Raw genomic sequence first — 21,457 nt, 5'->3', positions numbered from 1 at the left:
ATGCGCGCCTCCCTCCGCGCCCTCGCGGCGCTGCTCTCCTACCCCTCGGCCGAGGTGCTGGATGCGCTGCCCGAGATCTGGGCGGCGCTGGAGACAGACCCGGCGCTGGCCCCGGCCATGCCCGGTCTCGCCCGGCTGCTCGCGCATCTCGGGGATGGCGACCCGCTCGACCTCGAGGAGGAGCATGTCGCCCTCTTCGACCGGACGCGCAGCCTCTCCCTCAACCTCTTCGAGCATGTGCATGGCGACAGCCGCGAACGCGGCCCGGCCATGGTCGAGCTGAAGGGCCTCTATGCCGCCGCGGGGCTGGAACCCGTGGCGGCCGAGCTGCCGGACTACCTGCCGATGCTGCTGGAATACGCGGCCGTCGAGCCGGGCCGCGGCGCCGAGCTGCTGGCCAATGCCGCCCCGGTGCTGGACCTGCTGCATGGCCGCCTCTCGGCACGCCATGCCCCGCAGGCCGCGGTGCTGCAGGCCGTGCTGCTGGTTGCCGGCCAGCCCACCGGCCAGGTGCCGGAGCAGCCGGAGCCCGAGCAGACGCCCGAGCAGCTCGACGCCGCCTGGGCCGAGGCGCCGGTCGTCTTCGGCCCCGGCGCCGATCCCGCGGCGGATTGCGGCGTGGATGCGCTGGCCGCGAAGCTGCGCGCCGCCCACCGCAACCCGAACCCCATGCCCGCGCCGCGGCCCGTGATCCGTCACGTCGCCGCCGCCAGCCAAGGCTGACCCGCCATGCGCGACACCCTCCACACCCTGGCCTTCGGCATCTACCCCTATGTCGCGGTCGCCGTCTTCCTGCTCGGCAGCCTGATCCGCTTCGAGCGGGAGCAGTATTCCTGGAAGTCCGGCTCCTCGCAGCTCCTGCGGCGGCGCCAGCTCCGCATCGGCAGCAACTGCTTCCATGTCGGCATCCTCTTCCTGATGGCCGGCCACACCATCGGGCTGCTGACCCCGCACGAGGTCTATGGCCTGCTGATCACCGCGCCGCAGAAGCAGATGCTCGCCATCGTCTCGGGCGGCGCCGCCGGCACGCTCTGCTTCCTCGGCCTGACGCTGCTGCTGCACCGCCGGCTCTTCGACGCGCGCATCCGCGCGACCTCCTCGGCCGCCGATATCGCCATCCTGGCGATGCTCTGGCTGCAGCTCGTGCTCGGCCTGCTGACGCTGCCCCTCTCGCTCGGCCACCGCGACGGCCATGTGATGATGCAGCTCAGCCACTGGGCGCAGCACATCGTCACCTTCCAGGGCGACGCGGCCTCCACCCTCGCCGAGGTGGACTGGGTCTTCAAGGCGCATATCCTGCTCGGCGTCACGCTCTTCGTCGCCTTTCCCTTCTCCCGCCTGGTCCATATCTGGTCGGCGCCAGTCGGCTACGTCGTCCGCCCCTACCAGCTCGTCCGCCGGCGCGGCGCGGCGCGGCCGATCGCGGGGTCGGTGCGGTGACCGGCGCGATGATCCGGGTCGACGGCGTCGAGATCCCCGAGGCCGCGATCGGCGCCGAGCTGCAGCACCACCCGGCCGCCTCGCGCGAGGCGGCCTGGCAGGCGGCGGCGCAGGCCCTGGTGGTCCGCCAGCTCCTGCTTGCCGAGGTCGGGCGGCAGGGCCACGGCGCCGGCGAGGAGGCGGTCGACGCCCTCCTCGCCGGGCAGGTCCCGCTGCCGGAGGCCGACGAGGCCACCTGCCGCCGCTGGTTCGCGGCGAACCGCGCCCGCCTGCGCAGCCCCGAGGCCTGGCAGGCCCGCCACATCCTGCTCGCGGCCGATCCCGCGGATGCGGCGGCGCGCGCCGCGGCGGAGGCCGAGGCCGGCGCGATCATCGCCGCGCTGTGCGTCGAACCTGACCGCTTCGCTGCGCTCGCCGCCCGCTCCGCCTGCACCTCCCGCGAGGAGGGCGGCGATCTCGGCCTGATCGAGCCGGGCACCACCGTGCCGGAATTCGAGGCCGCGCTCCGTGCGCTGCGGCCCGGCGAGCTGCACGCCACGCCGGTCGCCAGCCGCTACGGCTACCATGTCGTGCAGCTTCTCGAGCACGAGCCGCCGCGCGACCTGCCCTTCGAGGCGGTGCAGGCCCGCATCGCCCGCTGGCTGCGGGAGGCGAGCTTCCGCACCGCGGTGCGGCAGTACATCCAGGTGCTGGCGGGCCGGGCGCGGATCGAAGGCATCGCCCTCGCCGCGGCGGAAGGGCCGCTGGTGCAGTAGCCATGGCCTCGGACCTGGCCCGCGCACGGGTGGCGCCGCTGCAGGCTTTGCTGCTCGACGACCCCGTCGGCTTCCTCTCGGCCGAGCATGCCCGCCAGACCGTGCTGCTCGGCCATCTCGAGCGGGTCGCGCGCGCGCCGCTCGGGCGCGCCGCCCGGGGCCTCGCCGCCATGCTGCTCGACTGGCTCGCGGCCGAACTGCCGCTGCATATCGAGGACGAGGAGCGCTCCCTCCATCCGCGCCTCGCCGCCCACGACACGACCGGCCTGCTGCCCGGCCTGCAGGCGCAGCATCGGGAGGACCGGCGTGACATCCGCGCCGTGCAGGACGGCCTGCGCCGCGCCGCGGATGGCGAGGCGCCCGATCCCGGCTTCGCCGCCGCGGCGCTCGCCTTCGCCGCCGGCCACCGGCGACACCTCGCGCTGGAGGAATCGGCCGTGATGCCGCTCGCCCGCCGGGTCCTTACGCCGGAGGCCCTGGCCGCGCTGGCCGACGAGATGGCCCGGCGCCGCTCCTGAAGGAAATGCCACGATGCCCGACGGCACGCTCATCCATACGCCAATCCACGCCCCTCTGGCCTGCTGCGACGAGGAGCCGGGCCTCCTGCCGGTGGCGGAGGCGCGGGCGCGCCTGCTGCACGGCGCCCTGCCGGTGGCGGGGGAGGAGGTCCTGGCCCCGACCGCGGCGCTCGGCCGCCTGCTCGCCGCCGCGCCGCGCTCGGCGCGCTCCCTGCCGCCCTTCGACCAGTCCGCCATGGACGGCTATGCCCTGCACGCGGCGGACCTCGCCGCGGGCGCGACGGACCTGGCCGCGGGCGCGGCGCCGCTGGTCCTGCGCCGCATCGCCGCCGGCGACCCGCCCGGCCCCGCCATCGGCCCGGGCGAGGCGGTCCGCGTCCTGACCGGCGCGCCCGTGCCGCCCGGCGCGGCGGCCGTCGTGATGGAGGAGCATGTCGCCCTGCGGGAGGGGCGGGTGGAGCCCCGCCGCCCGCCGCGGCCCGGCACCAATATCCGCCGCCGCGGCGAGGACCTGGCCGAGGGCGACCTCCTGCTCGCGCCCGGGACGCGGCTCGATGCGCGGCACCTGGCGCTGCTCGCGGCTGCCGATATCGACCAGGTCGCCGTCCGGCGCCGCGTCCGGGTGGCGCTGCTGTCGAACGGCAACGAGCTCGGCGCCGCCATCCGCGACAGCAACCGCCCGATGCTGGCGGCGCTGCTGGCGCGGCCGGAGATCGCGCTCACCGATCTCGGCGTGCTGCCGGACGACCCGGCCGCGCTCGCCGCCGCGTTGGCGGAGGCGGCGCGGGGGCACGACCTCATCCTCGCCTCGGGCGGCATCTCCGGCAGCGATGCGGACCACCTGCCGGGCGCGCTGCGCGCCGCGGGCGGCGAGGTCGAAGTGCTGAAGCTGGCGCAGAAACCTGGCAAGCCGCTGGCGCATGGGCGGCTCGGCGCCGCGCGCTGCCTCTTCCTGCCGGGCAACCCGCTGGCCGCGCTGGTCGGCTTTCTCACCCTCGGCCGGCCGCTGCTGGCGCGCCTCGCCGGCGCCGCCGAGGGGGCCGGCCCGGCGCCGGTCGCCGCCCTCGCCGCGCGCGGCTTCGCCCGCAAGCCGGGGCGGGAGGAGTTCCTGCCGGCGCGGGTCATCGGCCAGGACGCCTCCGGCCTGCCCCTGGTCGAGCCCGCCGGCCTCTTCGGCTCCGCCCGGCTGGTGCCGCTCGCCGCGGCGGACGGGCTGCTCTGGGTCCCCGCGGACATCGCGCAGGTGCGGCCCGGCGACGCGCTGCGCTTCCATCCCTTCGCCGCCGGCTTCGGCCTGGCCTGAGGAGGCGCAGGTGGACCTGCCCCTGCCCGCGGAAGGCGACGCGCTGCACCGCCTGGTGGCCGGGTTCGGCCGCTTCCGCCGCTCGCATTTCGAGGCCGACCACGACCTCTACGACCGGCTGCTGGACGGGCAGCGGCCGGAGGTGATGGTGATCGCCTGCTCGGACAGCCGCACCGACCCGGCCATCATCTGCGGCGCCCGGCCGGGCGAGCTCTTCGTCCTGCGCAACGTCGCCGCGCTGGTGCCGCCGCACGAGCCGGACGGGCAGCCGCACGGCACCGCCGCGGCGATCGAGTTCGGCGTGGTCGTGCTCGGCGTGCGGCACGTCGTCGTGCTCGGCCATTCCTTCTGCGCCGGGGTGCGCTGCCTGCTGGACCACCGCCATGGCGCGCCCGCCTTCGACTACGTCACCGACTGGGTCGCCGTGGCGCATGAGGTGCGAGCGGAGATGGACGGGCTGGTGACCGAGGCGGAGCGCCTGCTGGTCGCCCGCCGCGCCGAGCAGGCGGCGGTGCTGTCCAGCCTGCGGCACCTCGCCACCTATCCCTTTGTCGCGGAGCGCCTGGCGGCCGGCCGCCTCGCGCTGCACGGCTGGTACTTCCATTTCGGCTGGGGCGTTCTGCAGGCGGCCGAGGGGCCGCACGGCCCCTTCCGGCAGGTCGACGGGGCGGCGCCACCGCCCGCCATCGGCGCCTGCGCGAGCCTCGAGGACATGCATCGATGAGCGCCACCTCCGTGCCGCAAGCCGCGGCGATGCCGACCGGCCCCGCGCTGTTCCGTCAGGGTCTCAGGCCCTTCTTCCTGCTCTGCGCCGCCTGGGCGGTGCTGGCCATCCTGATCTGGGTCGCCGCCTTGCACGGTGCCGCGCTGCCCGAGGGGCCGCTGCCGCTCGCGCGCTGGCACGGGCACGAGATGCTGGCCGGCGTCGTCGGCGCGGCGCTGGCCGGCTTCGTGCTGACCGCCATCCCGAACTGGACCGGGCGCCCGGCCTATGCCGGGGCGACGCTGGTCCTGCTCGCCGGCCTCTTCGTCGCGGCGCGGCTGGTGCTGCTGCCCGGGTCGCCGGTGCCGCCGGCCTCCGCGGCCGTGGTCGCGCTGCTGCCGCTGCCGGCGCTGCTGCTGACGGTGCTGCCTGCGCTGGTGCGGGCGGCGACCCCGCGGCTCTTCGGCCCGCCGGCGCTGATCCTGGCCTTCTGGGCCGGCGACCTGCTGATGCTCGGCGATGCCGCGGGCTGGTGGACGGGGCGCTTCGCCGCGGGCGAGCTGCTCTGCCTCGACATCGCCCTGGCGCTGGTCGGGCTGATCGGCGGGCGCATCATCCCGGCCTTTACCCGCAATGCCCTGAAGCTCGACATCCGCCCCCTGCCGGGCCTGGACGCGGCGGGGATGGCGGCGCTGCTCGCCGTGGTGCTGGTGGACCTCGCGGCGCCGGGCGGCATGGCAGCCGGTGCCGTCGCGGCGGTCGCATCGGTCCTGGCCCTGCTGCGCCTCTCCCGCTGGCAGGGGCTGCGGACGCTCGGGCGCCCGATCCTGGCGGTGCTGCACCTCGCCTACCTCCTGCTGCCCGTGGCGCTGGCGGTGAAGGCGGCGCACCTGCTGGGCGGTGCCGGCTGGGCGGCAAACTGGCTGCACCTGCAGGGCATCGGCGCGGTGGCGATGATGATCCTGGCGGTCATGCCGCGGGCGACGCTCGGCCATACCGGGCACCCGCTCGCCGCCTCGCCCGCCATGCTGGCGGCCTGGGCGCTGCTGCCCCTGGCGGCGCTGCTGCGCGCCTTCGGGCCGGTACTCCTGCCGAGCCCGCTGCCCTATGCCGCCGCCGGCGCGCTCTGGGCGCTGGCCTTCGGGCTGTTCCTGCTGGCGCATGGGCCGATGCTGCTGCGGCCGCGGGCGGACGGGAAGCCGGGCTGACCCTGCCGCGTTCCTCGCGGAGCAGGACCGGAGGGGGAGGCGCACCGATGCAACAGGACCAGGAACTGCCCGCCGCGGCCGGACAGGTGGCGCGGGCCTATCCGGAGCTCTACCGGGCCTATGCCGCCCTCGGCGAGGCCTGCGCCAAGGCGGGCCCGGTCGAGGGCGAGGCGCTGCGGCTGGTGAAGCTGGCGCTCGCCATCGGGGCCGGGTCGGAGGGCGGCGTGCACTCCCATAGCCGCCGCGCCCTGGAGGAGGGCGTCCCTAAGGAGGCGCTGAAGCAGGTGGCGCTGCTGGCCATCCCGACGCTCGGCTTCCCGCGGGCGGTCGCCGCCCTCACCTGGATCGAGGACGTCACCGAGGGCAGGCCCTCGCGGGCATCGCGCTGAGGTCCGGCGGCGCCGGGACGACGGCCCCTTGCCCCGTCGCCGGCCGGGGTTCCGGGCATCGGCAGCGAGGTGGCCACCGCCCCTTGCCGCCCTTATCCGACACATTGAGCGCAGCGTCGTGCGCGATGGCGGCACCCCGGGTTGCGCCGGCCGTTCCATCCGGCCATCCCGCGCCCCGGCACAGCACACCCTCGCCGCGGTGGATGGCCGCGAGGGGGCGCTGGTCTCGATCGACGCCACGGCCACCAAAGCCAGCATCGCCCAGGCCTTCGGCGGCGCCGACGACCTGCTGGCGGTCAAGGCCAACCAGTCGAGGCCGCCTTCGCCGCCGCGCCGGCGGCCAGGCCGCAGACCAGCACCGACATCGACAACAGGCATGGCCGCCTCGAGCGCCGTACCGTCAGCCTGCTCCACGAGGTCGACTGGCTGCGCGGCCAGCGGCGCTTTCCCGGCGAACTCCGCCTGCCCGGCCCGGCCTGCCTCGCCGACCTCCTCGGCCCAGCCATACCTTGATCTAGGATCCGGAGCCCGGGATGCCGCGGAATTCCTGGGCCTGCGGCCGAAAGGGCCGATCCGGCCTCAGCGGAATTGCGCCGGATCGGGCGCCCTTGAGGCGGTTTGGGCCGGATTTCTCCCCGCCGGGGCCGCGCTATCGCACCAACCGCAGCGTCCCGGTCGCCGGGATCTCGCCGGCGGATTTCTGCAGGTTCAGCAACTGCGCCGTCAGCGCCAGCACCGAGAGCGTCATGTCCTCCCGCCGGTCCTGCTCGGCCACCCACCAGCGCCCGCCGCGGTAGTCCACCGAGAGGCGCGGCCGCGGCGGCGGCGCGGGCCAGAGGCGGAAGAAGCGCGGCGTCGCCTCGCCGATGCGGATGCGCACCGGCTCGCCCGCCTCCTCCCGCCGCTGCACCGCGCCGAGAAAATGCAGCACCTCGTCGACCGAGCGCAGCCACCAGGAAAGGCCGGGCGAGGCCGCGCGGCCGGCGGCGATCGGATGGTCCGCCACCTCCTCGGCCGTGCAGGGGCTGCCTTCCTGGTTCATGGGCGAGATCTGCGGCGGTTCCGTATCCATCGCCAGCGCCCGGTAGCGCCCGCCGCCCTCGGCGACGCAGAGCGCAAGCTGGCCGACCGCGCGGTAGAGCCGCCAGCCGGGCCCGTCCTGCCGGATGGAGATCCCGGGCTCGCGCAGTTCCGCCAGCACCTCCGGGGCCGCGGCCTGCGGCCCGGTCAACCGCGGCCCGAGCGGGATCAGCCTCGTATAGCCGTTGAACTGCAGCCTGCCGTGTCGGGTCAGCGCCTCCACCGCCGCGGCGAAGTCGGGATTGCCGGGGGTGTTCGGGATGGCGCGGCCGCCCGGCCCCTCGTCGAAGCGCGAGACCAGCAGGTGCAGCAGCAGCGGGTCCGGCAGGCCCCGGTCCGAGAGCAGGCGGAACAGCGCCGGGTCGATCGGCCGCAGCAGGCCGCGGGCGAATTCCTGCCGGTCGAGCGGCCCGATGTCGAAGCTGGGATTGGAGGCGACGAGGCCGGCGGGCTGCACGCCGTTGTTCACCGCCGTCAGGTCGTAGCCGATCCCGGCCGAGAGGCTGAAGGCGCCGTGGATGGCGCCGATGGTGGAGAAGTGCAGCGGCGCGTTGTCCCGCGCGCGGAGGATGTTGAGGACGAGGAGGGTGTCGGTCGCCACCTCCAGGCTGTGGTTGTAGTCGATGCTGTGGGTGCCGATGACGGAGGAGAGCGAGCAGCCCGGCAGCAGCGGCAGGAGCGCGGCGAGGAGGAGGGGGCGGATCATGCTGCCGGCCTAACGCCAGCGCCCGCCGGAGGGTAGTGGCGGGGGCGGGAGGTGCCGCGCGGCCTCACCCGCCGAGCAGCGTCTCTGTCCGCCGCCGCAGCTCCGCCTCCAGCCGCGGCGCGCCGCCCTCGCGCAGCAGCGTGGTGAACTCGGCGCGGCGGCTCGCCAGCTCGCTCACCGTGCCCTCGAGATAGACATCCACCACCCGCCAGGCGCCGCCCGACTCGCGCATCAGGTAGTTCAATGCCACCGGCTGGTCGGCCGGCCGGACAAGCTGCGTGCGGACCAGCCGGTCGCCGCTCTGCAGCGTGTTCTCCCCCTCGATCCGGAAACTCTCGCCCGAGAAGCCGTCGAAGCGGTGGGCGAAGGTGGCGATGGACCAGTCCGAGAACGCCTGGACCAGGGACTGCTGCCCCGCGGGCGGGATCTGGGTCCAGGCCGGGCCGACGGAGATGCGCGTCATCGCCGGCAGGTTGAAGGCCTGCTCCATGGCCGGGCGCAGCCGCTGCGCCCGGCCGCGCAGGCCGAGGCGCTGCGCATCCTTCATCACCGCGAGCAGGGTGGCGTTGAAGCCCTCGATCACCGCGGCGGGTGAACCCTGGGCCAGCGCCGGCAGCGGCGCGAGCGCGGCGAGGAGGAGGAGGGTGCGGCGGGTCGGCATGGTCATGGCGCGCGCTTAACACGCGGCGCGGCCCGGCGGCGACGACAGGGCGCGATCAAGCCGGCTGGAAAAGCGCCGGCGGCCGGGCCACAACCCCGGCCGGAAGGGGCGGGGGTGCATGGCGGATCGCGTGATGCTGACGGGCGGGACCGGGTTCCTCGGTTCCGCCATTGCCCGTGCGCTGGTCGCGGCGGGGCACGAGGTGCGGGCGCTGGCCCGGCCCGGCACGCCGCGGGACGTGCTGGCGGGCGTGCCGGTGGCGTTCTGCCCGGGCGACCTGACGGATCCTGGCTCCCTCGCCGCGGCGGTGCGGGGCTGCGACGCCGTGATCCACTGCGCCGCCGACTACCGCATCTGGGTGCCCGACCCCGCCCGCATGACGGCGGTGAACGTGGCGGGGACGGAGGCGGTGATGCGCGCCGCGCTGGAGGCGCGCTGCCGGCGCGTGGTCCATGTCTCCTCCGTCGCCACGCTGAAGCCCCGCCGGGACGGGACGCCGGCGACCGAGGCCGATGCCGCGACGCCGGCGGAGGCGATCGGCCCCTACAAGCGCAGCAAGACCGAGGCCGAGCGGCTCGTGGAGCGGCTGGTCGCCGAGGCCGGCCTGCCGGCCGTCATCGTGAACCCCTCCACTCCCATCGGCCCGCGCGACCGCCGGCCGACGCCGACCGGCCGCATCATCCTCGAGGCCGCGCGGGGGAAAATGCCGGCCTATGTCGATACCGGCCTGAACCTCGTGCATGTGGAGGACGTCGCCGCGGGCTGCGTCGCGGCGCTCGCCCGCGGCGCGGTCGGGGAGCGGCACATCCTGGGCGGACAGGACGTGCCGCTCGGCGACCTGCTGGCGCGGATCGCGGCGCTCTTCGGCCACCGTCGTCCGGTGCGGCTGCCGATCGCGCCGCTCTGGCCGCTGGCGCTGGGGGCGGAGGCGGCGGCGCGGCTGACGGGGCGGGAGCCGATGCTGACCCTGGATGGCCTGCGGATGGCCGGGCAGCGGATGTACTTCTCCTCGGCCAAGGCGGAGCGGGTGCTGGGCTACCGCGCCCGCCCCTGGCAGGAGGGGGTGGCGGATGCCGTCACCTGGTTCCGCGAGCAGGGGATGATCCGGTGAGCGCGCCCCTGCCAGGAACCTCGCCGCGTCCCGGCAGGCCGGGACCCTCGCGCCGCCTGCCGCCCGACCGCCCGGCCCGCCCATGACCTTCTGGCTCGCCCTCGCCGCCGGACTCGCCTGGCTGGTGTTGCTGCTCGGCCGCGGCTTCTTCTGGCTGGCGCGCGACGACGACCGCGACGCAGCCCGCCTGCCCGACCCGCCGGCCTGGCCCTCGGTCGCCGCCATCGTCCCGGCGCGGGACGAGGCGGAGACGATCGGCGCCACCGTCGCCTCGCTGCTCGCCCAGGACTATCCCGGCGCCTTCCGGCTGGTGGTGGTGGACGACCGCTCCAGCGACGGCACCGGCGATCTCGCCCGCGCCGCGGCGGCCGGCGACCCCCGCCTCACGGTCGTCACCGGCGGGCCGCGCGCCCCGGGCTGGACCGGCAAGCTCTGGGCGCTGGAGCAGGGGCTGCGGGAGGCGCAGGCGGGCGCGCCCGACTACCTCCTGCTGACCGATGCCGATATCCGCCACGCGCCGGACAGCCTGCGCCTGCTGGTCCGCCGCGCGGTGGCGGAGAGGCGCGTGCTGGTCTCGCTCATGGCCCGGCTGCGCTGCGAGAGCGCGGCCGAGCGCTGGCTGATCCCGGCCTTCATCTTCTTCTTCCAGATGCTCTACCCCTTCCGCTGGTCGAACGACCCGCGGGCCCGCACCGCCGCTGCGGCCGGCGGCTGCGTGCTGCTCGACCGCGCGGCTTTCGCGCGCGCCGGCGGCCTCGCCCCGATCCGCGGCGCGCTGATCGACGACTGCGCCCTGGCGCGGCAGATGAAGCGCGTCGGGCCGATCTGGATCGGGTTGACCGGGCGGGTGGACAGCCTCCGCCTTTACGAGACGGTCGGGCCGATCCGGCGGATGGTGGCGCGCACGGCCTATGCCCAACTCGGCTACAGCCCGCTGCTGCTGGCCGGCATGATCCTGGCGCTCGGCCTGGTCTTCCTTGCCCCGCCGCTGCTGGCGCTGCTGGTGGCGGGACCGGCCGCCTGGCTCGGCGGCCTGGCCTGGGGCGGCATGGCTGTGGCTTTTGCGCCGACGCTCCGCCGATTCGGCCTCTCGCCGTTTCGTGGCCTCGCCCTGCCGGCCATCGCCGCCGCCTACATGGCGTTCACCCTGGACTCGGCGCTGGCCGAGTGGCGCGGGCGCGGCGGCATGTGGAAGGGGGAAGCCGGCCCGCGGGCGGAGTCAGGAGCCGGTCCGCGCGTGAACTGAGCCACACCGCTGCATTAAAGCGACACCAGCCGGCGGATCGGGCTTCGCAACCGCAAAAAACCGACGTATTCGATCTGAAATGGCGTCATGCCGGGCGGGTCACCGCGCCGGCAGGCAAGGAGATTGTCTGAGTTGTCGAGAATCCAGGACCTAGCCGCCGCGGCGGCGCGGCCGGACCTTGCCCTGGCCGAGGAGGACGCCCCGCAGGACCGGGACCCGCTGGACGCCGCCATCCGCCGCGCGACCACCCATCTGCTCGACCGCCAGCAGGCCGACGGCCACTGGGTGTTCGAGCTGGAGGCGGACGCAACCATCCCGGCCGAGTACCTCATGCTGAAGCGCTTCTTCGGCAAGCGCGACCCGGCGCAGGAGGCGCGAATCGGGCGCTACCTGCGGCGGATCCAGGCGCAGGAGGCCGCGACCTGTGCCGGCGGCTGGCCGCTCTTCCATGGCGGGCCGCTCGACATCTCCTGCTCGGTGAAGGCCTATTTCGCCCTGCGGCTGATTGGCGACGCGCCGGAGGCGCCGCACATGGCGCGCGCCCGCGACGCCATCCTGCGCGCCGGCGGGGCGGAGCGGTCGAACGTCTTCACCCGGGCGACCCTCGCGCTCTTCGGCCAGGTGCCCTGGCGGGCGGTGCCGGTGATGCCGCCCGAGATCTGCCTGCTGCCGCGCTGGTTCCCCTTCCACCTCTCCAAGGTCAGCTACTGGGCCCGCACGGTCCTGGTGCCGCTGACGGTGGTGATGGCGCGCCGGCCGCGGCCGCTGGCGGAGACCGGCGTCTCGCTGCGCGAACTCTTCGTCACGCCGCCCGAGATGGTGCGGCGCTGGCCGGGCGGCGCGCATGCGGCCGAGCCCTGGAAGACCCTGTTCGGTCTGCTCGACGGCGCGTTGCAGCGGACCCAGCACCTCTTCCCCGCCGCCGCACGGGCGCGGGCCGAGGCTGTCGCGGAAGCCTTCGTGACCGAGCGGCTGAACGGCGAGGACGGCTTGGGCGCCATCTACCCCGCCATGGCCAATGCCATCTGGATGTACCACTGCCTGGGCGTCCCGCCGGACGACCCGCGCGTGGTGACGGCCTGGGCGGCGGTGGAGAAGCTGGTCATGGATCGCCCTGGGGATCGCCCCGGGGACCACCCCGAGGCCGGGGAGACCTATGTCCAGCCCTGCCTCTCGCCGATCTGGGACACCGCCCTGGTCGCGCATGCGCTGCTTGAGACCGGCGAGCCGCGGGCCGAGGCGGCGGTCGTCCGCGGCCTCTCCTGGCTGCTGGATCGGCAGGTGACCGACGTGGCCGGCGACTGGGCCGACCAGCGCCCCGGCCTCGCACCCGGCGGCTGGGCCTTCCAGTACGCCAACCCGCACTACCCCGACGTGGACGACACCGCCGTGGTGGTGCTCGCCCTCGACCGCGCGCAGAAGCAGTTGGGCGGGGCCGGGCCGCGCCTCGGGCGCGCCGTCTCGCTCGCCACGGACTGGGTGGTGGGCATGCAGTCGAAGGGCGGCGGCTGGGGCGCCTTCGACGCCGACAATACCCACCACCACCTGAACAGCATCCCCTTCGCCGACCATGGCGCGCTGCTCGACCCGCCGACCGCCGATGTCTCCGGCCGCTGCCTAGCCATGCTCGCCCAGCTTGGCCACGGGCCGGAGCATCCGGCGGTGCGGCAGGGGATCGACTACCTGCTGGCGGAGCAGGAGCCCGACGGCTCCTGGTACGGCCGCTGGGGCGTCAATTATGTCTACGGCACCTGGTCGGCGGTCACGGCGCTGAACGCCGCCGGCCTGCCGCCGGAACACCCGGCGATGCGGAAGGCCGTCGCCTGGCTGACGGCCCGGCAGAACGAGGATGGCGGCTGGGGCGAGGACGGCTTCACCTATCCGCGCTGCGGCGGCACCCATGCCGATGCCGATGTGCGGATGGGGCCTAGCACCGCGAGCCAGACCGCCTGGGCGCTGCTGGCGCTGATGGCGGCGGGCGCGGTGGATGCGCCGGCGGTGGAGCGCGGCGCGCGCTGGCTGCTCGGCCAGCAGGAGGCGCATGGGGGCTGGCCGGAGGAGGACTATACCGGCACCGGCTTCCCGCGCGTTTTCTACCTTCGATACCATGGCTATGCGCAGCTCTTCCCGCTCTGGGCGCTGGCGCGATTGCGGATGCTACGAAAGGGCAATTCCCGGCGGGTGGTGCACGGGCTCTAGTCTGCGGCTGCCGGCGAATTGTGGCCGGAGTGTGGATTTTCGCCGCGCACGGCCCGCCGCTCCGGCTATACTGCATCGCAGCAGAATTCGGAGGATGCGCCCCGGTCATGCCCCTGTCCTCGATCCTGGCCGTGGTCGGCATGCGGTCCGAAGCCGCGCTTTTGCCGAAGGAGATGCCGGTGATCGTCAGCGGCGGCGATCCGGTCCGGCTGCGCCTGCTGCTGCGGCAGGCGCCGGAGGGGCTGACCGGCGTGCTCAGCTTCGGCATCGCCGGCGGGCTCGACCCCTCGCTCACCTGCGGCGACCTGGTGGTGGCGACGCGGGTGCGCGGCGCGGCCGGCGCCTGGTCCGCCGACCTCGCCTGGGCGGCGCAGCTTGCCGGGCGCTGCGGCGCGCGGCTCGGCATGGTCGCCGGCGCGCCGGCTGTCGTGGGCGAGCCGGCGCGCAAGCGCCTGCTGCGGGCCGCGACCGGCGCCATGGTCGTCGACCTCGAAACCGAGGCGGCGGCGGCCTTCGCGGCCTCCCGCCGGCTACCCTTCGCGGCGCTGCGGGCGGTGGCCGATACGGCGGAGGAGGTGCTGCCGCATGCCGCGGCGGTCGGGCTGACGCCGGATGGCCGCCCGGCCGCGGGACGGGTGGCGCTGGCGCTGCTGCGCCAGCCGCGGGAATTGCCGGCGCTGCTGACGGTAGCCAAGCGCAGCCGCGTGGCGCTGCAGGCGCTCGGCGGCGCCCGGGACGGGCTGCGGCAGGCCTGCGTGGCGTAGCGGACCAGCCTGACCCCCGCGCCTCGCGGACAGGCGGCCGGACACGAGGGTGATCCTTGCTGCGGGGCGGCCTGCCTGCCCCGCACCATGCCACTGGGCGCGATGCGGCAACGGGGAGGGTCACCCGAACGGGATGTGATCCGCTCCCGCGACGTGGGCCGATTTCTGCCGATCGGAAACGATCCGCCGGTGGCAGTATGCTGTCACCACGACCCCGCAACGGAATTGCGCATGCCGAGGAACGAGAAGTGGCCGCGGCTGTTCCACGGGGCGCTGATCTATGAGCCGGTCGGCTTGCATCTTTTCGGCGGGGCTTTCGTCGGGGTGGCCCTGCTGCTGCTCATCCTCGCGCTGCTGTCGGTGATCGACCCGCGGGGAGGCTGGGGGCCGACCGCGGGCTATCTGAAGGCAGCCCTGATCACGAGCGCCCTTGGAGGCCTGATCCTGCTCCTGTGTCGCCTCGGGCGCAGTCACGACGAGGACGGCCGCTGAGGCGGGGCCTCGGCCCTCTCGCGCGCTGGCCAGCCCGGCGTGGCGTCAATCCCGTGCGCAGGCTTCCAGCAGCCAGGCGCGGAAGGCCGCGACCTTCGGCAGGTTGCGCTGCCCCGTCCGGTAGCAGAGGTGGTGCAGCACCCGCTCTACCGCGCGGAAGCGGCTACCGTCCAGTTCGACCAGGTCGCCGCGCGCCAGGTCCTCCGCCGCCAGCCGCGTACTCTCGAGCGCCGCGCCGACACCCTGCGCCGCCGCCGCGATCGCCATCGCCCCCCGGTCGAAGGAGGGCCTTGCCCCGCCCGCGGGCGTCGTGAGCCCGTTCAGCGCCAGCCAGTCCTCCCAGCGCACCGGGCTGACGGCGGAGTCGATCAGCGTCAGGCCCCGCGGCAGGGCGGGCCCGGAGAAGTCGAGCCCGGCCGCGAGCGCCGGCGCGACCAGGGCGGTGACGCGCTCCGTCCCCAGCGGCTCCGCCGTCACCCCGGGCTGCGCCGGCGCCGCGCCATAGGCGATGGCGAGGTCGATCTCCGCTTGCCGCGCCAGGTCCACCGGCTCGGCGCTGGCGGTCACGCGGATGCCGAGGCCGGGATGCCGCGCCATGAAGCCGGGCAGCCGCGGGCCAAGCCAGTTCGCGGCGAAGGAGGGGACGCAATGCACCGCCAGCGCCTCGGCCGCCGGCTCCGGCCGCAACGCGGCGCAGGCGGCCTCGAGTTCGTCGAGGATCGGCGTCAGGCGGCCGAGCAGCGCCCGGCCCTCCGGCGTCGGCTCCACCCCCTGGCCGCTGCGGCGATGGAAGAGCTTCCGGCCCGCCCAGTCCTCCAGCGCCCGCACCTGATGGCTGACCGCCGAGGGGCTGAGATGCAGCTCGGCGCCCGCGAGCGCGAAGCTCTCGAGCCGGGCCGCCGCCTCGAAGGCGCGGAGGGCGGAGAAGCTGGGCAGGCGGCGCATCGGGGACCCGTGAATCCGATTCATGACGGGCTGAAGAGACCGCGTTTGTCAACCGCCCCGCCCCCGGGCACGACGGGTGCCTCCGCGGACCCGCCGCGTCACCAAGGGATGGGCCAAGGGAAGGGGAGGAACGACCCGATGCTGGACAACGTCCCGGGCAGGAACCGCGTCTCGATCTACCAGCCCGAGCAGGAGGGGCTGATCTTCCCGGAGATCCCGCAATTCGCCTCCGTCGCGGAGGAGCGGGAATACCGCAAGCAGCACCTCGTGGCGGCGACGCGCGCCTTCGGCATGCACGGCTTCGACTACGGTTTCGCCGGGCACCTCACGGTCCGCGACCCGGAGCATCCGGAGCTCTACTGGACCAACCCGATGTGCGTGCATTTCTCCCAGGTCAGGATGTCGAACCTGATCCTGGCCGACCATGAGGGCCGGGTGGTGGAGGGCCGCTACGCCATCAACCGCGCCGGTTTCGTGCTGCACGCCGCGGTGCATCAGGAATATCCTGATATCGTGGCGATGTGCCACGCGCACACGACCTATGGCACCGCCTGGTGCGCGACTGGCCGGCCGCTCGACATGATCAGCCAGGACGCGGCCGCCTTCTACAACAACCACGCGGTCATCGGCGCCTCGGCCGGCGCCGTCGCGGTGGAGCGCGAGAGCGGCTGGACGGTCGCCAAGGAGATGGGCCGCAACCGTGGCGTCCTGCACCAGAACCACGGCCTGCTGACCTGCAGCCGGCACAGCATCGACGATGCGGCCTTCTGGTTCATCGCGCTCGAGCGCGCCTGCCAGCAGCAGTTGCTGGTCGAGGCAACGGGGATCAAGCCGCAGCTTCTCTCGGCCAAGACGGCGCAGTACAGCCAGGACCATGTCGGCAACGACTTCATCGGCTGGCTGCACTTCCAGACGATCTACAGCCAGATCGCCGCGACGCAGCCCGACATGTTCGAGTAGGCGCGGCCGGGGCCGGACGGACGACCGTCCGTCCCCCTCTCCCGCCCGCGGCCGGGGCAGCCTAGAAGCCTGCCCATGCCCCCGACCCAAGCCGCGCCGGCCCAGGCGCTTCCGCGCATGCCCTGGGCGCTGCTCGCGGCCTGCTGCTTCGGCATGTTCGCGGCCTCCTCCTCCGGCACCACCCGCGCGCCCTTCCTGATCGACATGGCGCGCGACCTCTCGGCGAGCCTGCCGCTGGTCGCCAACCTGATGGCGCTCACTTCCGTTTCCTGGGGCATCGCCTCGCTCCTCGCCGGCGCCGGGTCGGACCGCTGGGGGCGGCGGCCCTTCCTGGTCGGCGGGCCGATCGGCCTCGCCGGCTGCATGGTCGGGCTCTCGACCTCGGCCGGCTTCCCGGAGGCCGCGGCCTGGTCGACCCTCGCGGGCGGCTGCGCCGGCGGCTTCACCGGCGTGCTGATGACCGAGGCCTCCGCCCGCACCGTCGACCGCCAGCGCGGCCGGGCGCTGGGCTGGGTCATGGCCGGGCAGTCCCTGACCCTGCTGGTCGGCGTGCCGATGGCCGCCTGGATCGGCACCTTCGTCGGCTGGCGCGGGGTCAATCTCTGCGCCGCCGGCCTCGCGGTCCTCGCCGCGGCCGGCCTGTTCCTGACCACGCTGCGGCCGGTGGACGGGCCGCGCGCCGCCGGCGCGGCGCGGCCGAGCCTCCGCGCCGCCATGTCCGGCCCCGTGCTGCGGCTGCTGGCCATGGGGACGGCGGAGCGCATCTGCTACGGCATGACGGCGGTCTATTTCGCCACCTTCCTGCAGACCACCTACGGCCTCACGCTCGGGGAGGTCGCGCTGCCGCTCGCCGTCTTCGCGCTCGGCAATATCCTCGGCACGGTGCTCGGCGGGCAGATGGCGGACCGGCTGCGCGACCGGCTGCTGACCTTCGCCGGCGCGATGTTCGGCTCGGCGCTCGCGGCGTTGGCGCTGTTTGGCTGGACGCCCGGCATGGTCACCAGCGTCGCGCTCGGCTTCGCCTATGTGCTGGTCATGGCGATCGCGCGGCCGAGCCTGATGGCGGCGATGGCGAATGTCCCGGACGAGGTGCGCGGCACCGTGCTCGGCCTCAACGTCACCGCGGCGAGCCTCGGCTGGCTCGGCGCCGCCGCACTCGGTGGCTGGATGATGGCGGAGTGGGGCTTTTCGGGATTCGGGCCGCTGGCCGCCGGCATCGCGGTGGCAGGCGGCGCGCTGGCCCTGGTCGGGCGGCGGTAGGGGAGATTCGCCCGGGCGCGTGCCGCTGCCCTGCAACCGCCCGGTCGGCGCGCTTCCACGCCGACCGGACGGCCTGGGAGCCCCGGCACTACATCTTCTTGCCCGTGGTCCAGCCGCCATCCACCACCAAGACGGCGCCGGTCATGAAGCCGTTCGCCTCCTCGGCGAGGAAGAGGATGGCGCGGGCGATGTCCTCCGGCTCGCCCCAGCTTCCCGTCGCGTGCAGGCCGCGGATGGTCGCCGCCATGTCGGGGTCCTGGAAGTAGCGCTCGGTCAGCGGGGTGCGGATGACGCCGGGCGCGACGGCATTCACCCGGATGCCCTTCTCGCCGAGTTCGAGCGCCATCTCCTTGGTCAGGCCGACGACGCCGTGCTTCGAGGCCGTATAAGCCGCGCGGTTCGGCGCCGCCGAGATGCCGAGCGTCGAGGCGAGGTTGACGATCTGCCCATGCTTGCCCTCTGCCACCAGCCGCCGCGCGAAGGCCTGGCTGGGCAGGAAGGTGCCGGTCATGTTGATGGTGAGCACCCGCGTCCATTCCTCGAGCGGCAGGTCGAGGACCGAGGCGATCTCCCGCACCCCGGCCGAGTTGACCAGCACGTCGAGCCGCCCGAGCGCCGTCTCCGCGCCCTCGACGAAGGCATTCACCGAGGCCGGGTCGGCGACGTCCAGGCGGAAAGCCTGCGCCTCCCCGCCCTGCTCGCGGATGGCGGCGGCGACCTGCTCCGCCCGCGCCGCGTCGAGGTCGCCGACCGCGACCCGCGCGCCTTCCTTCGCCGCCATCAGGCAGACCTGCCGGCCGATGCCGCTGGCCCCGCCGGTGACCAGCACCGCGCGATCCTGGAACCGCATCCCGTTCTCCTCCCATCCGGCCTTGTGCCGTGGGGAGGAGTGTGCCGGCTGGCGGCGGCGGGGCCAACCGGAAGCGCGGCTCAGCGGCCCGCGTCGCTCGCCGCCAGCAGGGCGTGGGAGACGAGGGCGGAGACCGCGCCGGTCGCGGGCGGCGGCTCGGGCGGCGCCGGCGGCAGCAGCGCAGCGAGGCGATCGAGGTCGCCCGCCATCTCCCGCACCGCATCGCCCGGCAGCCCCGCCAGCACGGCACGGGCGCGGCGGACCAGCGCCCCGGCCTCGGCATAGGCAGCGCGGTCGGCGAGGCGGCCGCAGTCCAGCGCGGCGGTGAAGGCCTCGAGCGCCGCGGCGGTCATCCCGGCGGCGCGCTCGATAATCGGCGTCGTGGTGGTGGCGAGCGCCTGCTCCACCGCCCGCAGCGCCGCGGTGCCGGCCGCGGCATCGCCGGGCGCGGCGGCCAGCGGGGCGAGCGCCGCCTCCAGCGCCGGATCCGGCCCGTCGCCCCGGCGGGCAAGGCGCGCCGGACCCTCGTCGGTCGCGGCGGCGACCAGGATCTCGGCGCTGTCGGCATCGCCCGCGGCGCGCGCGGTCGCGCCCGCGGCGATCTGCGCCGCCATCCGGTCCAGCACCAGGGCGCGGGCGGCCGGGGTCGCCGGGCCACCCTCGCCCTCGCCGCTCTCCCCCGCCTCCCCCAGCGGGACCTGGGCGGCGGGCTGGCAGGCCGGGTCGGCGGCCAGCGCCGGCATGCCGCCGGCGGCGAGGACCGAAAGCCCGAGGCCGAGCCAGAGGCGGGGACGATAGGGGGACATGCGGCCTCAGTTGTTGCGAGCAGTTCGCAATACTATGGGTAGAGCGGGCACGGGGGAACGGCGATGCTGTTGCCGATCGACGGAATTCTGGATGCGGCGGCGCTGCCACGGCTGCGCGGGCTGCTGGCGACGGCGCCCTGGCAGGACGGGCGGGCGACCGCGGGCAGCCGCGCCGCCGCGGTCAAGGCCAACCTGCAGGCCGACCCGGCGCATGCCGCGACCCGCGCCGCCGCGGCGGAGCTGGAGGCGGCGCTGCGCGCCCACCCGGTCTTCGCCGCCGCCGCCCTGCCGCTGCGCATGACCCGGCCGCTGTTCAGCCGGACACCGCCGGGCGGCGGCTACGGACGGCATGTCGACAATGCCCTGATGGGGCAGGTGCGGACCGACCTCGCCTGGACTCTCTTCCTCGACGGGCCGGAGGCGGGCGGCGCGCTGGTGGTGGAGGAGGCGGGCGGGGAGCGCGAGGTCGCGCCCGCGCCCGGCCTGCTCGTGCTCTACCCCGCGACCAGCCTGCACCGGGTCGAGCCCGTGACGCGGGGCGAGCGCCTGGTCGCCTTCGGCTGGGTGCAGAGCCGGGTGCGCGACGCGGCGCGGCGGGCGCTGCTCTTCGACCTGCACCTGGCCGAGCAAGGCGTGGCGGACGCGGCGCTGCGCGTCCAGCTCGCCCGCGCCAACCTGCTGCGGATGTGGGCGGAGGGCTGACCACGCGTCACCGCACCACCTGCACCGCGCGCGTGGTCGGGATGGCGGTCGAGCTCTTCTTCAGGTTCAGCAGCTCGGTCAGCAGGGCCAGGACGCGGACGGAGTAGTCGCCCGGCTCGGCGCCGTCCTCCGGGGGCTCGGCATAGGCCGGCACCAGCCAGGTCGCGCCGTCATGCTCCACCGTCCAGGCCACCCGTGCCGGCGGCGCATCCCGGCCGGCGCGCGGCAGGCGCAGCAGGCAGGCGCGCCGCGCCGGCGCCTCCGGCCGCGCGGCGCGGACCGTGAAGGTCAGGCAGGGCGCGCCGCTGTCCGGGCGCGGCGGCATGCCCGCCTGCACCCGCAGCAGCAGGCCGAGGAAGCGGATGATGTCGAGGACCGAGCGCACCTCGACCCGCTGGGCGCGCCGGCCCGGCGCCGCCGCGAGCTCCGCGGCCGGCATCTCGGCCCGGACGCAGACCGGCGCGTCGCGGTCGGGCGACGTCGCGCCCCCCGTGCCCTCGACCGGCAGCAGCACGGTGCGGCCGCCAAGCTCGACCCGCCGGCAGGCGGCGACGCGCGGCTCCTCCCGCTCGAGCTGCCAGCGGCCGTCGGGCAGGCGGGCCAGGCGCATGCGCGCCTCGCCGGCGAGCGCCAGCAGGGCCGGGTCGGCGGCCTGCGCCGCCGAGAGCGGCGGCCCGACCGGATGCAGGGCGAGGTAGGGGTGGAAGATGATCGGCCCGAGCGCGAGGGTGGAGCGCAGCGCCTCCTCGAGCCCTGCGCCGCTGCCGGCCACCGGGCAGTCCGGCCGGTCCAGCCAGCAGCGCGGGTCGTTGGGCTGGTTGCGGCCGGTCACCGGGTCCTGCACCGCGTTGAAGAGCAGGATGAGGAGCAGCTCTTCCGGATAGCCGCGCTCCCAGTAGTAGCGGACGACCTGCGGCTCCAGCGGCTCGAGCAGCCCGCGGGTGAACTCCTGCGTGTCGAGCGCCGAGACGTCGAAGCTGGGGGAGACGCCGCCGCCAAGGCCGAGGACGAGGCCGCTGGTGGAGCCGGCGCCGCCGAGCGGCAGGCCGAGCCCCGGCTGGCCGAGGCCGAGGTTCAGCGAGCCGCGGATCTGCGGCACGGTGGTGAAGTGCAGCGGCGTCTCGTCCCGCGCGCGGAGGATGTTGCGCACCAGCAGGGCATTGGCCGCCTGCTCCACCGTGCCGTTGTAGTCGATCGCCTGCCGCGCGATGGGGGCGCCGAGCGAGCAGCCGGCGAGCGCCAGCGCCCCAAGGATCCAGGCCCGGAAGAACGGCGGGCGCGGGAGCCTGCAGCGGGGAAGGCGGGGCATGGCGGGGCGCTCGGGCGGCGGGCGGGGCGGCGCGCGGCCGCCCCCGAAGG

General features: G+C 75.1%; 22 protein-coding genes and 1 pseudogene. 17 read left to right on the top strand and 6 right to left on the bottom strand.

Annotated elements, in window-relative coordinates; translation table 11 throughout:
- From narJ to Q7A36_RS20780, 9 genes and pseudogenes are all read left to right on the top strand, one after another.
- Entirely contained in the window at nt 1–723 is a 723-nt protein-coding gene (gene narJ, locus Q7A36_RS20820) for a nitrate reductase molybdenum cofactor assembly chaperone (RefSeq protein WP_305105664.1), read from the top strand.
- A gap of 6 nt (nt 724–729) precedes the next feature.
- A complete protein-coding gene (gene narI, locus Q7A36_RS20815; protein ID WP_305105663.1) occupies nt 730–1,440 on the top strand; it encodes a respiratory nitrate reductase subunit gamma in 711 nt (236 codons plus the stop codon).
- A gap of 8 nt (nt 1,441–1,448) precedes the next feature.
- The gene (locus tag Q7A36_RS20810) at nt 1,449–2,195 is read left to right on the top strand and encodes a peptidylprolyl isomerase (RefSeq protein WP_305105662.1); all 747 of its coding nucleotides are present in this window, start codon (nt 1,449–1,451) and stop codon (nt 2,193–2,195) included.
- 2 nt (nt 2,196–2,197) lie between these two features.
- Nucleotides 2,198–2,713, top strand: a complete 516-nt coding sequence (locus Q7A36_RS20805; protein WP_305105661.1) for a hemerythrin domain-containing protein — start codon at nt 2,198–2,200, stop codon at nt 2,711–2,713.
- Nucleotides 2,714–2,726: 13 nt separating this feature from the next.
- A complete protein-coding gene (locus tag Q7A36_RS20800) occupies nt 2,727–4,016 on the top strand; it encodes a molybdopterin molybdotransferase MoeA (protein WP_305105660.1) in 1,290 nt (429 codons plus the stop codon).
- A 10-nt stretch (nt 4,017–4,026) separates the two neighbouring features.
- Nucleotides 4,027–4,740, top strand: a complete 714-nt coding sequence (locus Q7A36_RS20795; RefSeq protein ID WP_305105659.1) for a carbonic anhydrase — start codon at nt 4,027–4,029, stop codon at nt 4,738–4,740.
- Nucleotides 4,737–5,927, top strand: coding sequence for an NnrS family protein (locus Q7A36_RS20790; RefSeq protein WP_305105658.1), 1,191 nt, complete (start codon nt 4,737–4,739; stop codon nt 5,925–5,927). The genes Q7A36_RS20795 and Q7A36_RS20790 overlap by 4 nt, the downstream gene beginning before the upstream one ends.
- Before the next feature lie 47 nt (nt 5,928–5,974).
- Nucleotides 5,975–6,316 (top strand): carboxymuconolactone decarboxylase family protein, encoded by a 342-nt coding sequence (locus tag Q7A36_RS20785; protein WP_305105657.1) that lies wholly within the window; start codon nt 5,975–5,977, stop codon nt 6,314–6,316.
- A 205-nt stretch (nt 6,317–6,521) separates the two neighbouring features.
- Nucleotides 6,522–6,799: pseudogene (locus Q7A36_RS20780) on the top strand (ISAs1 family transposase); the annotation flags it as partial.
- A 166-nt stretch (nt 6,800–6,965) separates the two neighbouring features.
- On the opposite strand, the gene Q7A36_RS20775 reads toward Q7A36_RS20780, so the two are convergent.
- Both Q7A36_RS20775 and Q7A36_RS20770 read right to left on the bottom strand, forming a co-directional pair.
- The gene (locus Q7A36_RS20775) at nt 6,966–8,102 is read right to left on the bottom strand and encodes a hypothetical protein (protein ID WP_305105656.1); all 1,137 of its coding nucleotides are present in this window, start codon (nt 8,100–8,102) and stop codon (nt 6,966–6,968) included.
- Between the two features lie 64 nt (nt 8,103–8,166).
- A complete protein-coding gene (locus tag Q7A36_RS20770) occupies nt 8,167–8,769 on the bottom strand; it encodes an ABC transporter substrate-binding protein (RefSeq protein ID WP_305105655.1) in 603 nt (200 codons plus the stop codon).
- 112 nt (nt 8,770–8,881) lie between these two features.
- Between Q7A36_RS20770 and hpnA the strand changes: the two genes are divergently transcribed.
- The 5 genes from hpnA to Q7A36_RS20745 all read left to right on the top strand — a co-directional run bounded on the left by hpnA (nt 8,882) and on the right by Q7A36_RS20745 (nt 14,575).
- Nucleotides 8,882–9,874: a hopanoid-associated sugar epimerase gene (gene hpnA / locus Q7A36_RS20765; protein ID WP_305105654.1), complete on the top strand. Its 993-nt coding sequence runs from the start codon at nt 8,882–8,884 to the stop codon at nt 9,872–9,874.
- A gap of 82 nt (nt 9,875–9,956) precedes the next feature.
- Nucleotides 9,957–11,120 carry a glycosyltransferase gene (locus Q7A36_RS20760; RefSeq protein ID WP_305105653.1) on the top strand — a complete coding sequence of 388 codons (1,164 nt, stop codon included), beginning with the start codon at nt 9,957–9,959 and terminating at the stop codon, nt 11,118–11,120.
- Between the two features lie 183 nt (nt 11,121–11,303).
- Nucleotides 11,304–13,319, top strand: a complete 2,016-nt coding sequence (gene shc, locus Q7A36_RS20755) for a squalene--hopene cyclase (protein ID WP_456306819.1) — start codon at nt 11,304–11,306, stop codon at nt 13,317–13,319.
- A 107-nt stretch (nt 13,320–13,426) separates the two neighbouring features.
- Nucleotides 13,427–14,083: a phosphorylase family protein gene (locus Q7A36_RS20750; RefSeq protein ID WP_305105651.1), complete on the top strand. Its 657-nt coding sequence runs from the start codon at nt 13,427–13,429 to the stop codon at nt 14,081–14,083.
- A 231-nt stretch (nt 14,084–14,314) separates the two neighbouring features.
- The gene (locus Q7A36_RS20745) at nt 14,315–14,575 is read left to right on the top strand and encodes a hypothetical protein (protein WP_305105650.1); all 261 of its coding nucleotides are present in this window, start codon (nt 14,315–14,317) and stop codon (nt 14,573–14,575) included.
- A gap of 45 nt (nt 14,576–14,620) precedes the next feature.
- Here Q7A36_RS20745 and Q7A36_RS20740 read toward each other — a convergent pair whose 3' ends face one another.
- The gene (locus tag Q7A36_RS20740) at nt 14,621–15,520 is read right to left on the bottom strand and encodes a LysR substrate-binding domain-containing protein (protein WP_305105649.1); all 900 of its coding nucleotides are present in this window, start codon (nt 15,518–15,520) and stop codon (nt 14,621–14,623) included.
- Nucleotides 15,521–15,658: 138 nt separating this feature from the next.
- Here Q7A36_RS20740 and Q7A36_RS20735 point away from each other — a divergent pair, with 138 nt between their 5' ends.
- Nucleotides 15,659–16,480, top strand: coding sequence for a class II aldolase/adducin family protein (locus Q7A36_RS20735; protein WP_305105648.1), 822 nt, complete (start codon nt 15,659–15,661; stop codon nt 16,478–16,480).
- Nucleotides 16,481–16,555: 75 nt separating this feature from the next.
- Nucleotides 16,556–17,740: an MFS transporter gene (locus Q7A36_RS20730; RefSeq protein ID WP_305105647.1), complete on the top strand. Its 1,185-nt coding sequence runs from the start codon at nt 16,556–16,558 to the stop codon at nt 17,738–17,740.
- An 88-nt stretch (nt 17,741–17,828) separates the two neighbouring features.
- Here the strand turns inward: Q7A36_RS20730 and Q7A36_RS20725 are convergent, their stop codons facing one another.
- Together Q7A36_RS20725 and Q7A36_RS20720 are read right to left on the bottom strand one after the other, a co-directional pair.
- On the bottom strand, nt 17,829–18,590 hold the full coding sequence (locus Q7A36_RS20725; RefSeq protein WP_305105646.1) for an SDR family NAD(P)-dependent oxidoreductase: 762 nt from the start codon (nt 18,588–18,590) through the stop codon (nt 17,829–17,831).
- 80 nt (nt 18,591–18,670) lie between these two features.
- Nucleotides 18,671–19,396, bottom strand: coding sequence for a hypothetical protein (locus tag Q7A36_RS20720; RefSeq protein WP_305105645.1), 726 nt, complete (start codon nt 19,394–19,396; stop codon nt 18,671–18,673).
- A 63-nt stretch (nt 19,397–19,459) separates the two neighbouring features.
- On the opposite strand from Q7A36_RS20720, the gene Q7A36_RS20715 reads away from it, so the two are divergent.
- Complete coding sequence (locus Q7A36_RS20715) at nt 19,460–20,098, top strand: Fe2+-dependent dioxygenase (protein WP_305105644.1); 639 nt, start codon at nt 19,460–19,462, stop codon at nt 20,096–20,098.
- 7 nt (nt 20,099–20,105) lie between these two features.
- On the opposite strand, the gene Q7A36_RS20710 is transcribed toward Q7A36_RS20715, so the two are convergent.
- A complete protein-coding gene (locus Q7A36_RS20710) occupies nt 20,106–21,407 on the bottom strand; it encodes a hypothetical protein (RefSeq protein WP_305105643.1) in 1,302 nt (433 codons plus the stop codon).
- Nucleotides 21,408–21,457: the final 50 nt, after the last annotated feature.

The organism is Paracraurococcus lichenis, from assembly GCF_030657435.1.
GTDB lineage: Bacteria > Pseudomonadota > Alphaproteobacteria > Acetobacterales > Acetobacteraceae > Paracraurococcus > Paracraurococcus lichenis.
The sequence above is the reverse complement of the archived record's forward strand: the minus strand, read 5'-3'. Positions and strand labels throughout refer to the sequence as shown.

Coding starts and splice junctions, on each gene's coding strand:
- Q7A36_RS20785 (WP_305105657.1), top strand. CDS start 5,975: ATGCAACAGGACCAGGAACTGCCCGCCGCGGCCGGACAGGTGGCGCGG.
- Q7A36_RS20760 (WP_305105653.1), top strand. CDS start 9,957: ATGACCTTCTGGCTCGCCCTCGCCGCCGGACTCGCCTGGCTGGTGTTG.
- hpnA (WP_305105654.1), top strand. CDS start 8,882: ATGGCGGATCGCGTGATGCTGACGGGCGGGACCGGGTTCCTCGGTTCC.
- Q7A36_RS20770 (WP_305105655.1), bottom strand. CDS start 8,769: ATGACCATGCCGACCCGCCGCACCCTCCTCCTCCTCGCCGCGCTCGCG.
- Q7A36_RS20750 (WP_305105651.1), top strand. CDS start 13,427: ATGCCCCTGTCCTCGATCCTGGCCGTGGTCGGCATGCGGTCCGAAGCC.
- Q7A36_RS20725 (WP_305105646.1), bottom strand. CDS start 18,590: ATGCGGTTCCAGGATCGCGCGGTGCTGGTCACCGGCGGGGCCAGCGGC.
- Q7A36_RS20715 (WP_305105644.1), top strand. CDS start 19,460: ATGCTGTTGCCGATCGACGGAATTCTGGATGCGGCGGCGCTGCCACGG.
- narI (WP_305105663.1), top strand. CDS start 730: ATGCGCGACACCCTCCACACCCTGGCCTTCGGCATCTACCCCTATGTC.
- Q7A36_RS20720 (WP_305105645.1), bottom strand. CDS start 19,396: ATGTCCCCCTATCGTCCCCGCCTCTGGCTCGGCCTCGGGCTTTCGGTC.
- Q7A36_RS20790 (WP_305105658.1), top strand. CDS start 4,737: ATGAGCGCCACCTCCGTGCCGCAAGCCGCGGCGATGCCGACCGGCCCC.
- Q7A36_RS20735 (WP_305105648.1), top strand. CDS start 15,659: ATGCTGGACAACGTCCCGGGCAGGAACCGCGTCTCGATCTACCAGCCC.
- narJ (WP_305105664.1), top strand. CDS start 1: ATGCGCGCCTCCCTCCGCGCCCTCGCGGCGCTGCTCTCCTACCCCTCG.
- Q7A36_RS20805 (WP_305105661.1), top strand. CDS start 2,198: ATGGCCTCGGACCTGGCCCGCGCACGGGTGGCGCCGCTGCAGGCTTTG.
- Q7A36_RS20710 (WP_305105643.1), bottom strand. CDS start 21,407: ATGCCCCGCCTTCCCCGCTGCAGGCTCCCGCGCCCGCCGTTCTTCCGG.
- Q7A36_RS20800 (WP_305105660.1), top strand. CDS start 2,727: ATGCCCGACGGCACGCTCATCCATACGCCAATCCACGCCCCTCTGGCC.
- Q7A36_RS20730 (WP_305105647.1), top strand. CDS start 16,556: ATGCCCCCGACCCAAGCCGCGCCGGCCCAGGCGCTTCCGCGCATGCCC.
- Q7A36_RS20745 (WP_305105650.1), top strand. CDS start 14,315: ATGCCGAGGAACGAGAAGTGGCCGCGGCTGTTCCACGGGGCGCTGATC.
- Q7A36_RS20775 (WP_305105656.1), bottom strand. CDS start 8,102: ATGATCCGCCCCCTCCTCCTCGCCGCGCTCCTGCCGCTGCTGCCGGGC.
- Q7A36_RS20810 (WP_305105662.1), top strand. CDS start 1,449: ATGATCCGGGTCGACGGCGTCGAGATCCCCGAGGCCGCGATCGGCGCC.
- Q7A36_RS20740 (WP_305105649.1), bottom strand. CDS start 15,520: ATGCGCCGCCTGCCCAGCTTCTCCGCCCTCCGCGCCTTCGAGGCGGCG.